Source organism: Gordonia sesuvii (assembly GCF_036350415.1).
GTDB lineage: Bacteria > Actinomycetota > Actinomycetes > Mycobacteriales > Mycobacteriaceae > Gordonia > Gordonia sesuvii.
Window position 1 is genome coordinate 152,314 of sequence record NZ_JAZDUF010000004.1, and the last position, 15,199, is coordinate 167,512.

The following is a 15,199-nucleotide window of genomic DNA, read 5'->3' on the forward strand; positions in this document are numbered from 1 at the left end:
CTCACGAAAGCTGCGACCGTCCAATAGTCAATCACGTTCGGGGCCCGCGCGATAGTCACCCCAACCAACGTGGTTGTAAAAGGACGTGATTTTCCCCGCCCCGACATCCGGCAGTAACATCGAGACCTACGCCGCCGACCGGCGCGCAACGATTGACTTACCGAAATGCAGAAAATCACCTTCGGGTCCGAGCTGCTCCGACGCAGCATGGCAGGGACCGACCCGACCACATCACCCCTCACACACATGTCCGTGATCGACTCACGGACAGCGACTTTCGCGGATTGGCCGTCGTGGATGCCGCCGGAACTGGTGGCGGCCTTCGAGGATTCGGGAATCGACAAGCCGTGGGCGCATCAAGTCGATGCGGCCCAACTGGCATTCGACGGACAACACGTCGCCCTCTGCACCGGAACCGCCTCCGGAAAATCCCTGGCGTATCAAATACCCATTTTGACCACGCTGTTGAAGGATCCGAATTCGACGGCGTTGTATCTTTCGCCGACGAAGGCCCTCGGGGCCGACCAGATCCGTTCGGTCGCATCGGTACTCAGCGCATCACCCGCGGGGCCCCCGGACACCGCGGCAGGTGTTCAACGGCAGTTCACCCATTTGCAACCGTGCGCGTACGACGGCGACACGGATGTGGAGATCCGACAGTGGGCCCGCGCCCACTCGCGGTGGATCTTCACCAACCCGGACATGCTCCACATCGGCATCCTGTCCGGCCATGCGCGCTGGCGGCATTTCTTTCGTCATCTGCGCTACATCGTCGTCGACGAGGCCCACCACTACCGCGGGGTGTTCGGCTCACACACCGCGCTCGTGCTACGCCGACTGCTGCGCATCGCGCGCTCGGCGGGCGGGAATCCCGTGGTGATCGGTACGAGCGCGACGATGGCGGCGCCGGCCGAGGCCCTCACCCGGCTGATCGGGGAGCCCGCGGTCGCGGTCACCGAGGACTGTTCGCCCCGGGGTGAGCGGACGGTGGCCCTCTGGGAGCCCGACTTCCTGCCGGCGGTGACCGGTGAGAACGGGGCACCGATACGCCGGTCGGCGGGCGCCGAATCGGCGCGTCTGCTCGCCGATTTCGTGGTCGATGGGGCACGCACCCTGTGCTTCCAGCGAAGTCGTCGCGGCGTGGAGCTGACCGCCCGGCAGGCCCGGCAGTTGTTGGCGCAGACGGCACCCGAGCTCGTCGACCGGGTGGCTGCCTACCGTGCCGGGTACCTCGCCGACGACCGTCGTCGCCTGGAGAAGGCGATCTCCGACGGCGACCTGGTCGGCGTCGCGACGACCAACGCGCTGGAACTCGGCGTCGACATCAGCGGGCTCGACGCGGTCATCGTCGGCGGGTACCCCGGGACCGTCGCATCGTTCTGGCAGCAGGCCGGACGAGCAGGACGTCAACGGACGTCGGGGGATTCGTTGGTGGTGCTCGTCGCGCGCGACGATCCGCTCGACACCTATCTGGTGCATCATCCCGAGGCGCTGCTCGGTCGTCCGGTCGAGGCGACGGTGACCGATCCGACCAACCCGTACATCCTCAAGCCGCATCTCCTGTGCGCCGCGGCGGAGTACCCGTTGCGCGAGAGTGAGATCGAGGCGTGGGATGCCGCCGAGGCGGTTGCGGAGCTGACGGCGGCGGGCATGCTCAAGAAGCGCAAGGCCGGCTGGTATGTGGCGGCCGGTATCGAACCGCACGCCGACATCGACATCCGTGGCGGCATCGGCGGTCAGGTGCTCATCGTCGACAGCACGACGTCGCAGCTGCTCGGCACCGTCGATTCCGGACGGGCCATGTCGACGGTGCACCCGGGTGCGTTGCACATCCATCAGGGCGACTCCTATGTCGTCGACGAGCTCGACCTGACCGACGGTCTGGCCCTTGCCCATCCGGAGGAACCCGATTGGACGACGTCGGCTCGGGAACTCACCGACATCGCGATCACCGACGTGGTGGCGCGCAGTGAGCACGGCGACCTGACCGTGTCCCTGGTGGACGTGGACGTGACCCATCAGGTCATCGGGTACCTGCGGACGATGCTCTCCGGGGAGGTGCTCGATGCGGTGGAACTCGACATGCCGCCGCAGACGCTGAGCACCCGCGCGGTGATGTACACCCTCACCCCGGAGTCGTTGGAGGATGCCGGGGTCACGATCGGCGACTTCCCCGGTGCACTGCACGCCGCGGAGCACGCCATGATCGGACTGCTGCCGTTGGTCGCGTCGTGCGATCGCTGGGACATCGGCGGGCTCTCGACCAACCAGCACCCCGACACCGGACTCCCGACGGTGTTCGTCTACGACGGCTACATGGGTGGCGCCGGGTTCGCCGACCGGGGATTCGCCACATTCGGAACCTGGGTCGCCGCCACCCGCGACGCGGTGGCGAGCTGCCGGTGCGAGAGTGGCTGTCCGTCCTGTGTGCAGTCTCCGAAGTGCGGTAACGGTAACGATCCGCTCGACAAAGATGGGGCGATCCGGGTTCTCGGGTTACTCGGTCGGCGATACTCGGAAGATGACTGACGACCGCGCAGACGGCGACGCGGCCTTCGGGCACACGATCACCTCCGTGCGCCCCGCGTGGTTCCTGCTCGCACGTCCGACCCAGAACGCCGACGACCTGCCGGCCACCATCGGGGAGCAGGACGTGTTCTTCGACGGCGCGACCGCGATGGACGCCCTCGACCTGCACTACGCGTGGTGCGCGGCGCAACGCGGCGGCTATCACGCCGAGGCCGTGCGTGGTGCGCAGTGGTATCTCCAGAGCGCGATGATCGGACCGCAGGTGACGCCGGGACTCGGCCAGGTGTACCTGGCGTCATCCGATCCGCTCGGTGGTCGTCGGGCGGTCGGTGGCGGCTTTCTCACCGAGGGCGAACTGATCCACTGGACCGCGTTCGTCCGGACGGCCACCCGCTACATGCCGACCGGGCCGACGGCGGCGCCCTTCGAGTTGGCCTACCTCGGCGACGACGGCGTCGACTTCGGCCACATCTGGTTCTCGCCGCTGCAGTCCCGGCGCGTGTTCCCCCAGCGGATCGTGGTCGACCCCGACAACTGACTGCCGACAACTGACTGCTGTGGCAGGCGTCAGCCGTTCTGGCTGCGGTAGGCGGTCACCACGGGCTCGAGTTCGGCGGGGGTGGCGCCGTGCATGATCACCGCGTCGGCGCCGTGGTCGAACTCGCCGCGGATGCGTTCGGCACACCTGTCGGGTGAGCCGGTCGCGGCGGGTTCCAGCCACTCGTCGGGGATGAGACCGGCGATGTGTTCGATCTGCTCCGCCGTGGCCTTGTGGTCGATGCCGCCGGGCACCGACGTGACCACCGGGTCGTCCCGGAACCGCTTGAGCACGGCCGGATCCCAGTCGTTGGTGCGGACCAACAAGTCGCCGTATCCCTGCAGATACGTGGCCAGCCGCCCCACGGTCTTCTTCAACCGCAGTTCCTCCGGCAGGTGATCACCGACCGTCGCGAAGCACGACCAGACCCGCACCTGGTCGGGGTCGCGGCCCGCCTCCTCGGCCGCCCGCTTGACGGTCGCCACGCTGCGCCGGACGGTCTCGGGTGTGAAGAACGTGTGCAGGATGACGTCATCGAACCGCCGACCTCCGAGTGCGAGTGTCTGCGGGCCGAACGCCACCAGCGCCAACCGGATGTCCTCGTCGAAATCCGAGTCCAGGTACAGCAGGTCGTACGTGCCGATCGGACCGTCATGACCGAAGATCATCTCGCCGCGCCACAGCCGGCGCATGACCTGCGCGAAGTCCTCCATCTGTGCGGTGGTGACGGCGGGCACGCCGAAGGCCTGGTACATCGCCGCGATGCCACGGCCGAGCCCGAGCGTGAACCGGCCGCCGGACAGCCGGTGCATGGTGGTCGCCCACGATGCGGTGATCAGGGGGTGACGGGTGTTGTGGTTGGTTGCCGCCGTCGCGATCTGCATCCGCTCGCTCACCGCGCACGCGGCACCGGTGAGCGACGCCGCCTCCTTGACGTTCCATCGTTCGGAGATGAACGCGGTCCCCAGGCCGAGAGACTCCCCCTGCCGGGTCTCCTCGACGAGGGACGCCGGCCCGTCGCCGCCCGCACCCGCCAACAGGTAGTACCCGAGTTCGTCCAGCGATCGAGCCTCTGCCACGCCACACCCCTGTTCTGCACTACGGACGATTCCGCGTCGAGCGGTTGCGAAATCTCTGCTGATCACGAACGGTAGATGTCGAGCGGGCGGCGGACAAGAGTGCGACGGACGGGGCTCGGCGGACGGGGCTCGCCGAGCGGGCCTCGTTCACTGCACCGGACCCGCCCGCGCCGACGCCCGGGCATCGCGGACCCCGAACGGGCCCAGGTGCACCTGCACCGCGACAACGACCACCACGTCGATTCCGTCGACACGGCAGTGCTCGATCCGCGCTCCGACGCGTTGGGCGTCGGCGATCACCCGCGCCGCCACGCACGGATCGGACTCGGCCATCACATGCTGCCGGGCTGCCGCCAACGCGGCCAGGTCCGCCGCCGATTGTGCGCGATGGCGTGCCACCACGGCACCCCCGACGTACAGCACCGCCACCGCGATCGCCGTGACCGCCGCGATGGCGAAGGCGCCGAGAACCGTTGCGAAACCCCGGTCGTCGCACCATCGTCGCATCAGGGCGGTTCCTCGGACTCGACCTCGCCGTCACCCGCAACGTCGTCCGTCGCCACACCGTCCCCCGTGGGTTCGCTATCCGGCTCCTTCGCCGCCACGGCGCGCGCAGACAGTTCGATCGCAGGCAGCAGCGGAACGTCGTCCCGAACCTCGGATATCACCTGTGACCCATTGTCCTGCAGACTGATCCGCGCGTCGGAGCCCGCGATCCGAGTGGCCACCTGCACCGCCGAGGCATCGCCGATGGCCGCGAGCCTCGCAGCCTCCCGGGCGGCATCAGTACAGCGAACCTGAACGGTCGTTCCCGCGACCGCACCCACTCCGATGACGACGGTGGTGACGATGGCCGCGATCGAGTAGGCGCCCTCGACGGTGACCATTCCGCGGTCGTCCCGACAGGATCGCTTGATATCGGCGATGACTCGTCGCATGTCGCCCCCCGTGATCGATCTCAGCCCACCGACGTGTTGAGTGCTTTGCCGATGATCCCGGTGAGGCCACTGACGATGTTGTCGCCGGTCACGACCGTGTAGAGGATCGCGCCGAATGCGGCGGCAGCTATTGTGCCGATGGCATATTCGGCGGTACTCATCCCCTCGTCGTCGGTCATCAGCCGCAGAAGTTCTGCCGACGCCCGCTCGACCGGTCGGCGAAACACGGTGTACATCATGAGTTCTGACCTCCTCCGGACGCCCGCTGCGTCCTCTGGTTCTTAGACGCATCAGCGGCCGATTCGGATCCATCCTCGTGGAAATCGGCTGTCGTGGAGGGGGCGTCACCCACCGAGTACCGATCCGGCCAGACCCAGAACCACCGGCACGATGCCCAGGCACACGAATGCCGGGAGGAAGCACAATCCCAACGGCGCACTGATCGCGACGCCGGCCCGTTCGGTGGCGGCGAGGGCGTCGTCGTGGGCTTGGCGGCGGATGCCGTCCGCGAGCTCGGTGAGGCCGCCGGCCAACGACGACCCGGCCCGCGCGGACCGGCGGGCCAACGTGGCCAAGGCGTCGAAACGCTCGACATCGACGCCCTCGCGACGAGCGGACTCCTCGCCTCCCCCGTTCGCCTCGAATCGTCGCCAAGCGTAGTCGGCATCCGCACCGAGGGCGAGGAGATCGGCTGTGACGGTGAGCGGTCGCGCGAGTCCGGGAGGTGCCGCCTCTGCCACGAGGGCGGCGGCCGGACCCACCGGCAGGCCGGCTCGGAGACACACCGCGAAGAGATCGATCGCCGATGCGACGGCAAACGGATCGTCCGGCGATCGACTGGATGTGGCGGGCTGCGGCTGATCGGGTATCGCACGGACCCGGTGCAGCGTCCACGCGGGCCCCGGTAGCAGCCACAACGCCATCGCGATCAACGTCGCAGCAACCACGGTCCAGGGGTTCATCGGGTCGCCGCTCGGTCCGTGATCCGTTGCGACCACGCCCATCCTGCTATTGACAGCACTGTTCCCACGACCAACAGGATGCCGCCGAGACCACCGCCGAGAAGTACGGTCAGGGGGTCGGCACCCATCATCTGACCGAGGATCACGCCGACGACGGGCAGGCCGGCGAGCACCGTTGCGGTGGCGCGCGGACCCGCGAGGCCGGCCCTGGTGCGCGCCGCGAACTGCTGGCGCGCCAACAGATCCGACCGTGCCGACTCCAACAGGTCGATCATCGGCAGACCGTGCCGGTCAGCCATCTGCCACGACACCGCGATGCGACGCCACGCGAGGTCGTGCCCGGAACGTGCATCGACCACCACATCACCACCGAGTTCGGCACGGCTCGCCATCGCCGCCAGACCTTCGGCCACGGCGTCGGAATGCCCGTCGGTGGAACGCAATTCCGCTGCGGCGGATGCGCACGCCCGCGGCGGAGTCGCGCCGACCGAGAGTTCGGCGATCATCACCGACAAGGCCCGCAGCAGGTCGGCGACCTCACGGTCGTGCCGACGGGATCGCCTGGTGCGACGCAGATGCCACATCACGGCTGCCGAGACCATCGCCGCCGACGACGCGGCCGCCAAACCGACGGTGACGAGCGCGGCGACCGGCACGAACCCGGCGATCACGGTACGGACCGGCAGTGACGGGCCACGGCCGTACGCCCCCGCGAGTCGGGCCAGACGGTGCTCCGCACGCGTCGACGGCCACCACAGCACGCCGACCGCGGCGGCGAGAAGCACCGACGTCACCGCGATCTTTTCCGGATCAGCTCGTTGAGGCCGTCGGCGCCATCGGTGAATCCGTTTCCGCGCAACCATATCGGCCGAATCCGAACCAACCCGTCGGCGCCGCGCGCGACCATGCCGATCTCGGCCAGGCCACGCGCACCGCCCGGGGTCCGATCCACGCCGAGCACCACCTGCACCGCCGCGGCGAGCTGACTGTGCAATGCGGACCGTTCCATGCCCCCGAGCGCGGCGAGCGCCTCCATGCGCGCCGGGACCTCGGCCGTCGAGTTCGCATGCAAGGTGCCCGCGCATCCGTCGTGCCCGGTGTTGAGCGCGGTCAGCAGGTCGATCACCTCGGCGCCGCGCACCTCACCGACGACGATCCGGTCCGGCCGCATCCGCAGGGCCTGCCGGACCAATGCCCGTACCGGGACCTCTCCCGCGCCTTCGACGTTCGCCGTGCGCGCCACGAGCCGAACGACGTGCGGGTGCGGTGGATCCAGTTCGAGGGCGTCTTCGACACAGAGGATTCGTTCGGTGTGGGCCATCTCCCCGATGAGCGAACCCAGCAGCGTGGTCTTTCCGGATCCGGTGCCCCCGACGATCAGGAATGCCAGCCGCGCATGCAGAATCCCACGCAGCACATCCACGACCTCGGTGGGAACGGCGCCGAGCGACACCAGTTCGTCGAAGTTGCGAGTCGCCGTGCGAAGAATCCGCAGGGAGATACACGTGCCGTCGGTGGCCACCGGCGGTATCACCGCATGCAGGCGCACGGTGTGCCCCCGTCGTCCGACGCCGCTGAGCTGGCCGTCGACCCAGGGCTGGGCGTCGTCGAGACGCTTGCCCGCGTTGAGCGCGAGCCGACCCGCGAGTCGTCGCACCGCCGCCTCACCGGTGAACCGGACATCGGTGAGCTGCAGTCCCGCTCCCCGGTCCACCCACACGTGGTCGGGCCCGACGACGAGGATGTCGGCGATGTCGGGTTCGGCCAGCAGATGCTCGAGCTTTCCGGCGCCGATCAGTTCGGTCTGCAGAAACCGCAGTGCGGCCAGGAGATCGGTGTCGCCGAGCATGCCACGGGACTCGACGCGGATCGCGTCGGCGATGATTGCGGGCGTGGGCTCGGCGGCATCGGCGGCGAGCCGGTCACGGACACGTTCGAGCAGCGCGTCGTCGGCGGTCACGCGGCCGACCGTTCCGTGGGGTCGGCGGCGTGGTGCACGGCGCGCGCCGCCCGCCCGAGGGGGCTGCGCGCCGATACCTGCAGCGGTCCGGCATCGGTGCGCCCGGGAAGGCCGGGGTCCGGCCGATACGAGACGACCAGCGGCAGTCCGACCGCGTCCGCGATGTGCGCCGCACGGAGGCCGCTGGGCGCCGGTCCGCGCACCGCGAGTCCGGCGGGGACGGCCGACGGCAGCATCCGCGTGGCGACCGAGCGACTCGCGGCGACCCCGGGCACCGTGGCCGTGGTGACCACGACGACCAGGTCCACGCTGTCCAGGACCGCCTCAGTCACCGGTCCGGTCGCTCGGGGAAGGTCGACGACGACGATGTCGCCGTCCGCGCGTCCGGCATCGAGTGTGGCGATCACGGCGTCGGCGGTGATCGGCTGGGCATCGTCACGGCGCGGTGCCAACACCGACAGCCGGTCATGCACCTTGGGCAGTGCGTCGTGGAGCGACTGCGCACGCATCGTCCCACCCGCGACTGTGAGGTCCTGCCAGCGCAGTCCCGACCGGTCCTCGATGCCGAGGGTGAGATCGATCCCGGCGCCGAGGTCGTCGACGTCGAGCAACAACACACGTGACCGATCCGCTGCGACGAGCGCGACGGCGGCAGCGAGGGTGGTGGCGCCGGCGCCGCCGTGCCCACCGACCAGCGCCACGGCGGTGGACGAGCCCACCTGAGGGACACGGAGATCGGTGAGAAACCCCACCAGACCCGACTCCTCTGCGGGCAAGGACACGACGTATTCCGCGCCCAGCGTCATCGCCGACCGCCACGTGTCGGGCGGTGGCTCACCCGCGGTGACCATCACGATGCCCGAGCGCCGTGGCGGGGTGGCCTCGGCGAGGACGGTCAGTGCGTCGCCGTCGATCGCAACCGCTGTGGCCCGCAACCATTCTCGACGACAGTCGGTGGGCGAGGCGTGCACGATCCGGTAGCCGGCCGCGGCCGCGCATCGGGCCACGTCGTCGCACAGCTCGGGCCCCACGAGCGCCAGGAGTTCATCGGTCACCGGGCCATCGTGTCCGACGGTCCGACTGCGCTGGGGCCTCGAGCCCGATTTGTCGACGATCTGTGGAGAACTGGTGCGGCTGGGGACAACCGAGCCGGGACAGATCAGCCGGTGAACGGCGGCACGTACTCACACGGAACCCGCACCGGGTGGGCGGGGTCGAGTGCGTTGAGCACCATGAACGCGGCCCGCCGCGACCCGGCGATGGCCATGTGTTCGCTGTGGTCCTGTTCGCAGCCGTCCTGCACGACGATGTTGCGGACGCTCTCGCCGTCGCGCCCGTCGACCTGACCGGCCGTGTACGGCACCACGAACTCGTCGTAGCGGGTGGAGATGTTGGTGTAGTCGATGCCCCGTACATAGGGGCTGCCGCCGCTCCAGATCATCCGGTTCATCGGCGATCCCGCGGCCATCTGGCCACATCCCGCGCAGATCGGCAGGTCCGCACCACCCAGCAGTCGATCGGTGAACTCGGTGAACGGGGCGCCCTCGAACGATCCCCGCCACAGTGGTGCGAGTGAGACGTACTTGCTGACCTTCGGTGCACCACCGAGCTGCTTGAGGTAGTGGGTGGGCATGTACGTTCCCTGCGAATGCCCGACGAGATCGACGGTCTCTGCGCCGGTGGAGTCGAGCACCCGGTCGACGAATCGCGACAGTTGTGCCGCGCTGGTCTCCATCCGGGTCATCCCGCCGATCGCCGAGATCGGCCAGGGTGCGCCGGGCAGCGCGCCGTAGGTGAGCGCGAAGACGCAGTAGCCACGGTTGGCGAGCATGGCGACGTAGGCGCCCCAGTTGGTTTGCTTCGACCCGCCGGTGCCGTGGACGAGGACGACCGGGCGCGGATGTCGCGGCGTCGGTCGGCAGCCGAAGTCGTTGGACCCGGGCAGGGAGCCGCCGGGGTCGGCGATCTCGGCGGGGATGCCGGCAAAGAAGTTGTACGTCTCGGGCAGGGGTGCCCGCGGTGCGGCGTCGGCATTCGGGGCGGTCCCCGCCGCCAGCACACAGGCGATAGCGACCACGATCGGCGCCGCCCACCCCGCGCGCGTCCGGATTCGTCTGTTGAACGACATACGAGCCTCCCCCTTCGACCACATCGTCGAACCTTCTTCGAAAGCTAGTGCCCCGCGTCGGAAACTAGCAACAGGGTGGGTCGATCGTCCCGGTTTCCGGCGCAACATGATGACGCGATCCAGGTGAGAAGCCAGAAAAAGGCTGTAGATAGAGGACGACCCCGGCCAGGGGGGGAGGAGGCCGGGGTCATCGCGTTTCAGCCCCGGGGGGTCGGGCTGAAAGGCACCGGTATCAACCGGTTAAGGCCGACTATACACACGGGTTTTCGACGATTGCAACTACAATCATCCAGGCGCGGAGGTCACGTTTTCATATCGCTGCCTGGGCTTTCACGCTGCATCAACGTTGCATCGACACCTATCGGTCGCTCGGTGCGGAACGCTACTCTGACGGTGTGACGGACACCTCGTCGACCGACTCCCGCGGACCGGACTCGACCACATCCTCCACCGCACGACGCCGTGTCGCCGCATTCTTCGACCTCGACAAGACGGTCATCGCGAAGTCCAGCGCCCTGGCGTTCACCCGACCCTTCTTCGCCGAAGGCCTCATCAACCGACGGTCGGTGCTCAAGTCCAGCTACGCACAGTTCCTCTTCCTCGTCACCGCGGCCGACCATGATCAGGTGGAGAACCTACGTCGCCACGTCACCGAGATGTGCCGCGGCTGGGATGTCGAGCAGGTGCGGTCGATCGTCGAAGAAACCCTGGACGACGTCGTGAACCCGCTGGTGTTCGCCGAAGCCGCCGAACTCATCGCCGACCATCAGGCCCGCGGTCACGACGTCATCCTGGTCTCCGCCTCCGGCCGTGAGATGGTCGAACCGATCGGCCGGATGCTCGGCATCGACCACGTCGCCGCGAGCGCGATGGAGGTCGTCGACGGACATTACACCGGAAACCTCGAATTCTATTGTTACGGAACAGAGAAGGCGACCGCGGTCACGGATCTGGCCGAGACCTACGGCTACGACCTCGCGTCGTGCTTCGCCTACTCCGACTCGATCACCGACCTACCCATGCTCGAGGTGGTCGGTCACCCGAATGCGGTCAACCCGGATCGGCAACTGCGCCGGCGGGCCGTCGAGGCCGGATGGCCGGTCCTCGGATTCCACCGGCCGGTGCCACTGCGGGCCCGCATCCCCACACCGTCGTCGAGGATGGCCGCCGCGTTGGCCCTGGGCGCCGGAGTGGCCGCCGTCAGCGGTGTCGGCGTGCACTCGATTCTGCAACGCAGGCAGCGCACCCGGAGCGCCTGAAGCCGCACGACGGCTCCAACAGATGTTGGTTCGAAAGACCCTTGATGTGACCGCGGTCACGGTGTACAAAAGGGGTTACGGAATCCCGGAAGGCAAAGTCCGCCCCGGAAGAGAAGGAGCGGACCCCCACGCCGGGCACTTCCCAGCACGGGCGGCAAGCACCCACGCGGAGCGCGCCGCATAAGGCAAAAGCGTTGTGCGCCTGCGACATCGTAGGTCGACACGGGCAAGCCGGTAACCAACAGCGGGCCGTAGAACGGGACACGAAGGATCCCTGCTGGGCCCGGACGAATCGATCCGGTGGAAGTGAACCCCCTGGGTTCGCCAGACGGAACGAATCGATCCGAACAAGCCCGAACCATTGCGCGGCACCGCAATTCGATGTTGGTTCATACCGGGGCGTACCGACCGGCACTCGTTCCCTCGCCGAGGCGATCCCACAACCCACCCAGCACGCTTGGTAACTTGCGTCCGTGCTTACGCGGGCGGCAGCCTGGCCGGATCACCGGCCGGACGGCCGCCCGCAGTGCGTTGTATGGCCCCAGTTGATCCGGTCCCTCGCCCTGAAATCAGATCCCCTCCTTGATATTTCAGGGGGACGAACGAGCCGAGTGGCCGACACGCCGAGCGACCACGGTCAACCCGCGCGGGCGGCGTCGGCGATGGAGCGGGCCTCGGCGGCCCCCGCCTCCAATGCCTCGCAGCACAGCACGATCCAGCCGCCGACACCGTCCGGCGAACCGTCGGCGAAGGCGGCCGACAACTTCCGGTACTCGTCGTGACGTCGTAGCCATGTCACCTCCGGTACGCCCAGATTGTGTGGGTCGAGTCCGGTGGACGTGCAGACAAGACGCGACGCCGCGCGCGCCACCACACCGTTGGCCGTCGGGAATGCCGCGACCCCCAACAACTCGCCGTGGACCACAGCCGCGAGAACCGGGGCCGGCGCCGAGGTGGCCCCAGTGATCAACTGACCGAGCAGATCGAGTCGTCCGGCGACGCCCGGTGAGGCGCTGGGGCGACCGAGTTGATCCGGATCGTCGACGAGGTCGGCCGCGGCCAGCATGTGCAGTCGGGCGAACGCCTGAGCCGGCGCCCGGCGGAACACGCTCGTCAACTGTTCGAGGGCGTCGCCGTCCAGGGCCTGGGCCACCCGCATCGAGCCGGCCAGCACCGGATCGTCGAAGTCGCCGTCGCGCCGCAACTCGACGCTGCCACCATCGATCGCCGCCGACGACCGTCCGGCACGCCAGGACGCCTCGGTCGCGGTCTTGTCCCAGCCCCGCAGATTGGCGGGATGTCGATGCACGGCGCTCAGGGCATCCCGCGCCCGGTCGGCGGCATCGGCGACGCCGGGGAGCTCCAACAGTGGTGCCAGCGGATCCGAACTCACGCCTACCCACGATAATGAGCGTGCCGCTCGTCGTGCCCATCGGACCACTCGTCGCGGATGTCCGATGGTCCGGCCGATCGGCACCTGCAACACGGTTCCAACGTGACTACCCTCACAATCAGAACTGGCATGCATGCACGTCACGCCAATGTCGTCGAGAGTGAAAGGCACACCTGACCGATGTCTCCCGCCACCACCACTTCTGCGCAGGGCTACCCGCCGTCGGAGGAATTCGCTGCCCAGGCCAACGCCACCGCCGAGATGTACGACCGCGCGGACGCGGACCGTCTTGAGTTCTGGGCCGAGCAGGCCCGCCGCCTGGAATGGGACACCGACTTCGGTCAGGTGCTGGACTGGTCGGACGCGCCGTTCGCGAAGTGGTTCATCGGCGGAAAGCTGAATGTCGCCGTCAACTGTGTGGACCGGCATGTGGCCGCGGGCAAGGGCGACCGGGTGGCGATTCACTGGGTCGGCGAGCCCGGCGACACCCGCGACCTCACCTACACGCAGCTGCAGGCCGAAGTATCCAAGGCGGCAAACTATTTCACCGCCATCGGCCTGGTCGCCGGTGACCGGGTCGCGATCTACATGCCGATGGTTCCCGAGGCGATCGTGTCGATGCTCGCGTGCGCCCGACTGGGGTTGACCCACTCCGTGGTGTTCGCCGGATTCTCCTCGGGCGCACTGCGTTCGCGTGTCGATGACGCCGAGGCGAAGTTGGTCATCACCACCGACGGCCAGTACCGTCGCGGCAAGCCCGCACCGCTGAAGGCCGCCGTCGACGAAGCTCTCGGCACCGGCGACGATGCCGCCAAGTCGGTGGAGAAGGTCCTGGTGGTGCGTCGCACCAACCACGACCCGGATCTGAACTGGGTCGACGGTCGTGACGTGTGGTGGGACGACACCGTCGACGAGCAGTCCGACACCCACGAGCCCGAGGCGTTCGACGCCGAGCACCCGCTGTTCCTGCTCTACACGTCCGGCACCACCGGCAAGCCCAAGGGCATCGTCCACTCCTCCGGCGGATACCTCACCCAGGCGTCCTACACCTTCCACAACGTCTTCGATCACAAAGAAGGCCGCGACGTGTTCTGGTGCGGCGCCGACATCGGCTGGGTGACCGGCCACTCCTACCTCGTCTACGGTCCACTGTCCAACGGCGCCACCGAAGTGGTGTACGAGGGAACACCCAACTCCCCCAACGAACATCGCCATTTCGAGATCATCGAGAAGTACGGGGTGACGATCTACTACATCGCGCCGACACTGATCCGCACCTTCATGAAGTGGGGCCGCGAGATCCCCGACGCCCACGACCTGTCGTCGGTACGGCTGCTCGGGTCGGTCGGTGAGCCGATCAACCCCGAGGCGTGGAAGTGGTACCGCGAGGTCATCGGCGGCGACACCGCGCCCATCGTCGACACCTGGTGGCAGACCGAGACCGGCGCCATCATGATCTCCCCGCTGCCCGGCGTCACCGCCGCCAAACCGGGTTCGGCGATGAAGCCGTTGCCCGGCATCTCCGCCAACATCGTCGACGATCAGGGCAAACCCGTCGCCCACGGTGAGCAGGGCTACCTGGTGCTCGACGAGCCATGGCCGTCGATGCTGCGTGGCATCTGGGGCGACGAGGACCGCTACCGGGAGACCTACTGGTCACGGTTCGCCGAGCAGGGCTGGTACTTCGCCGGCGACGGCGCCCGCTACGACGACGACGGCGCGCTCTGGGTCCTCGGCCGCGTCGACGACGTCATGAACATCTCCGGCCACCGCATCTCCACCGCCGAGGTCGAAAGCGCACTGGTCGGACATTCCGGGGTCGCCGAGGCCGCCGTCATCGGCGCCGCCGACGAGACCACCGGCCAGGGCATCGTCGCGTTCGTCATCCTGCGCGAAGGTGTGGAGAACACCGGCGAGGCACTCGTCAAGGAACTGCGTGAACAGGTGTCGATCGAGATCTCGCCGATCGCCAAACCCCGCGAGATCAACGTCGTGCCCGAACTGCCCAAGACCCGTTCCGGCAAGATCATGCGACGCCTGCTCAAGGACGTCGCCGAAGGCCGCGAACTCGGCGACACCTCCACACTCGTCGACCCGTCCGTCTTCGAGGCCATCCGCAAGAAGAAGGCCTAGACAGCGGCGGCGAGTTCCGGCACCCACTCGCCCGACGGCGGTGAGCCAAGCTCCCAACCCGCCCGACGGCGGCGACCCGAGGCACGACGGCGGTGAGCCAAGCTCCCAACCCGCCTGACGGCGGCGACCCGAGGCTCCCAACCCGCCTGACGGCGGTGAGCCGAGGCACCCAACTCGCCTGACGGCGGTCGAGTGGGCGTCGTTTTCCGTTGAGTGGGCGCGTATGGGCATCGACTCACGCCCATTCAACGAAAAGTAGCGCCCACTCGACGGAAAACGG

At 68.2% G+C, this 15,199-nt stretch carries 14 protein-coding genes; 4 read left to right on the top strand and 10 right to left on the bottom strand.

Translation table 11 applies throughout. The features are described from left to right. The first annotated feature begins 165 nt into the window (after nt 1-165). Nucleotides 166-2,529 carry a DEAD/DEAH box helicase gene (locus tag VZC37_RS14495; protein WP_330433284.1) on the top strand — a complete coding sequence of 788 codons (2,364 nt, stop codon included), beginning with the start codon at nt 166-168 and terminating at the stop codon, nt 2,527-2,529. Beyond that, nucleotides 2,522-3,067, top strand: a complete 546-nt coding sequence (locus tag VZC37_RS14500) for a hypothetical protein (protein ID WP_330433285.1) — start codon at nt 2,522-2,524, stop codon at nt 3,065-3,067. Before VZC37_RS14495 ends, VZC37_RS14500 begins: the two co-directional genes overlap by 8 nt. Nucleotides 3,068-3,096: 29 nt before the next feature. On the opposite strand, the gene VZC37_RS14505 is transcribed toward VZC37_RS14500, so the two are convergent. The 9 genes from VZC37_RS14505 to VZC37_RS14545 form a co-directional block, all read right to left on the bottom strand. After that, a complete protein-coding gene (locus tag VZC37_RS14505) occupies nt 3,097-4,146 on the bottom strand; it encodes a TIGR03857 family LLM class F420-dependent oxidoreductase (protein WP_330433286.1) in 1,050 nt (349 codons plus the stop codon). Nucleotides 4,147-4,293: 147 nt separating this feature from the next. Then, nucleotides 4,294-4,653, bottom strand: coding sequence for an Rv3654c family TadE-like protein (locus VZC37_RS14510; protein WP_330433287.1), 360 nt, complete (start codon nt 4,651-4,653; stop codon nt 4,294-4,296). Continuing rightward, nucleotides 4,653-5,084 (bottom strand): TadE family type IV pilus minor pilin, encoded by a 432-nt coding sequence (locus VZC37_RS14515; RefSeq protein WP_330433288.1) that lies wholly within the window; start codon nt 5,082-5,084, stop codon nt 4,653-4,655. The genes VZC37_RS14510 and VZC37_RS14515 overlap by 1 nt, the downstream gene beginning before the upstream one ends. Nucleotides 5,085-5,104: 20 nt before the next feature. Then, nucleotides 5,105-5,320, bottom strand: a complete 216-nt coding sequence (locus tag VZC37_RS14520) for a DUF4244 domain-containing protein (RefSeq protein ID WP_330433741.1) — start codon at nt 5,318-5,320, stop codon at nt 5,105-5,107. Nucleotides 5,321-5,428: 108 nt separating this feature from the next. After that, nucleotides 5,429-6,046: a type II secretion system F family protein gene (locus VZC37_RS14525; RefSeq protein WP_330433289.1), complete on the bottom strand. Its 618-nt coding sequence runs from the start codon at nt 6,044-6,046 to the stop codon at nt 5,429-5,431. Next, entirely contained in the window at nt 6,043-6,840 is a 798-nt protein-coding gene (locus VZC37_RS14530) for a type II secretion system F family protein (RefSeq protein WP_330433290.1), read from the bottom strand. Before VZC37_RS14530 ends, VZC37_RS14525 begins: the two co-directional genes overlap by 4 nt. Continuing rightward, the gene (locus tag VZC37_RS14535; protein WP_330433291.1) at nt 6,837-8,006 is read right to left on the bottom strand and encodes a TadA family conjugal transfer-associated ATPase; all 1,170 of its coding nucleotides are present in this window, start codon (nt 8,004-8,006) and stop codon (nt 6,837-6,839) included. The genes VZC37_RS14530 and VZC37_RS14535 overlap by 4 nt, the downstream gene beginning before the upstream one ends. After that, nucleotides 8,003-9,061: a septum site-determining protein Ssd gene (gene ssd, locus VZC37_RS14540; RefSeq protein WP_330433292.1), complete on the bottom strand. Its 1,059-nt coding sequence runs from the start codon at nt 9,059-9,061 to the stop codon at nt 8,003-8,005. The genes VZC37_RS14535 and ssd overlap by 4 nt, the downstream gene beginning before the upstream one ends. Before the next feature lie 104 nt (nt 9,062-9,165). After that, entirely contained in the window at nt 9,166-10,134 is a 969-nt protein-coding gene (locus VZC37_RS14545) for an esterase/lipase family protein (protein WP_330433293.1), read from the bottom strand. Nucleotides 10,135-10,529: 395 nt separating this feature from the next. Here VZC37_RS14545 and VZC37_RS14550 point away from each other — a divergent pair, with 395 nt between their 5' ends. Beyond that, complete coding sequence (locus VZC37_RS14550; protein WP_330433294.1) at nt 10,530-11,393, top strand: HAD family hydrolase; 864 nt, start codon at nt 10,530-10,532, stop codon at nt 11,391-11,393. A 637-nt stretch (nt 11,394-12,030) separates the two neighbouring features. Here the strand turns inward: VZC37_RS14550 and VZC37_RS14555 are convergent. Continuing rightward, on the bottom strand, nt 12,031-12,786 hold the full coding sequence (locus VZC37_RS14555) for a Fic family protein (protein ID WP_330433295.1): 756 nt from the start codon (nt 12,784-12,786) through the stop codon (nt 12,031-12,033). Nucleotides 12,787-12,966: 180 nt separating this feature from the next. Here VZC37_RS14555 and acs point away from each other — a divergent pair, with 180 nt between their 5' ends. Further along, nucleotides 12,967-14,919, top strand: a complete 1,953-nt coding sequence (gene acs, locus VZC37_RS14560; RefSeq protein ID WP_330433296.1) for an acetate--CoA ligase — start codon at nt 12,967-12,969, stop codon at nt 14,917-14,919. Nucleotides 14,920-15,199: the final 280 nt, after the last annotated feature.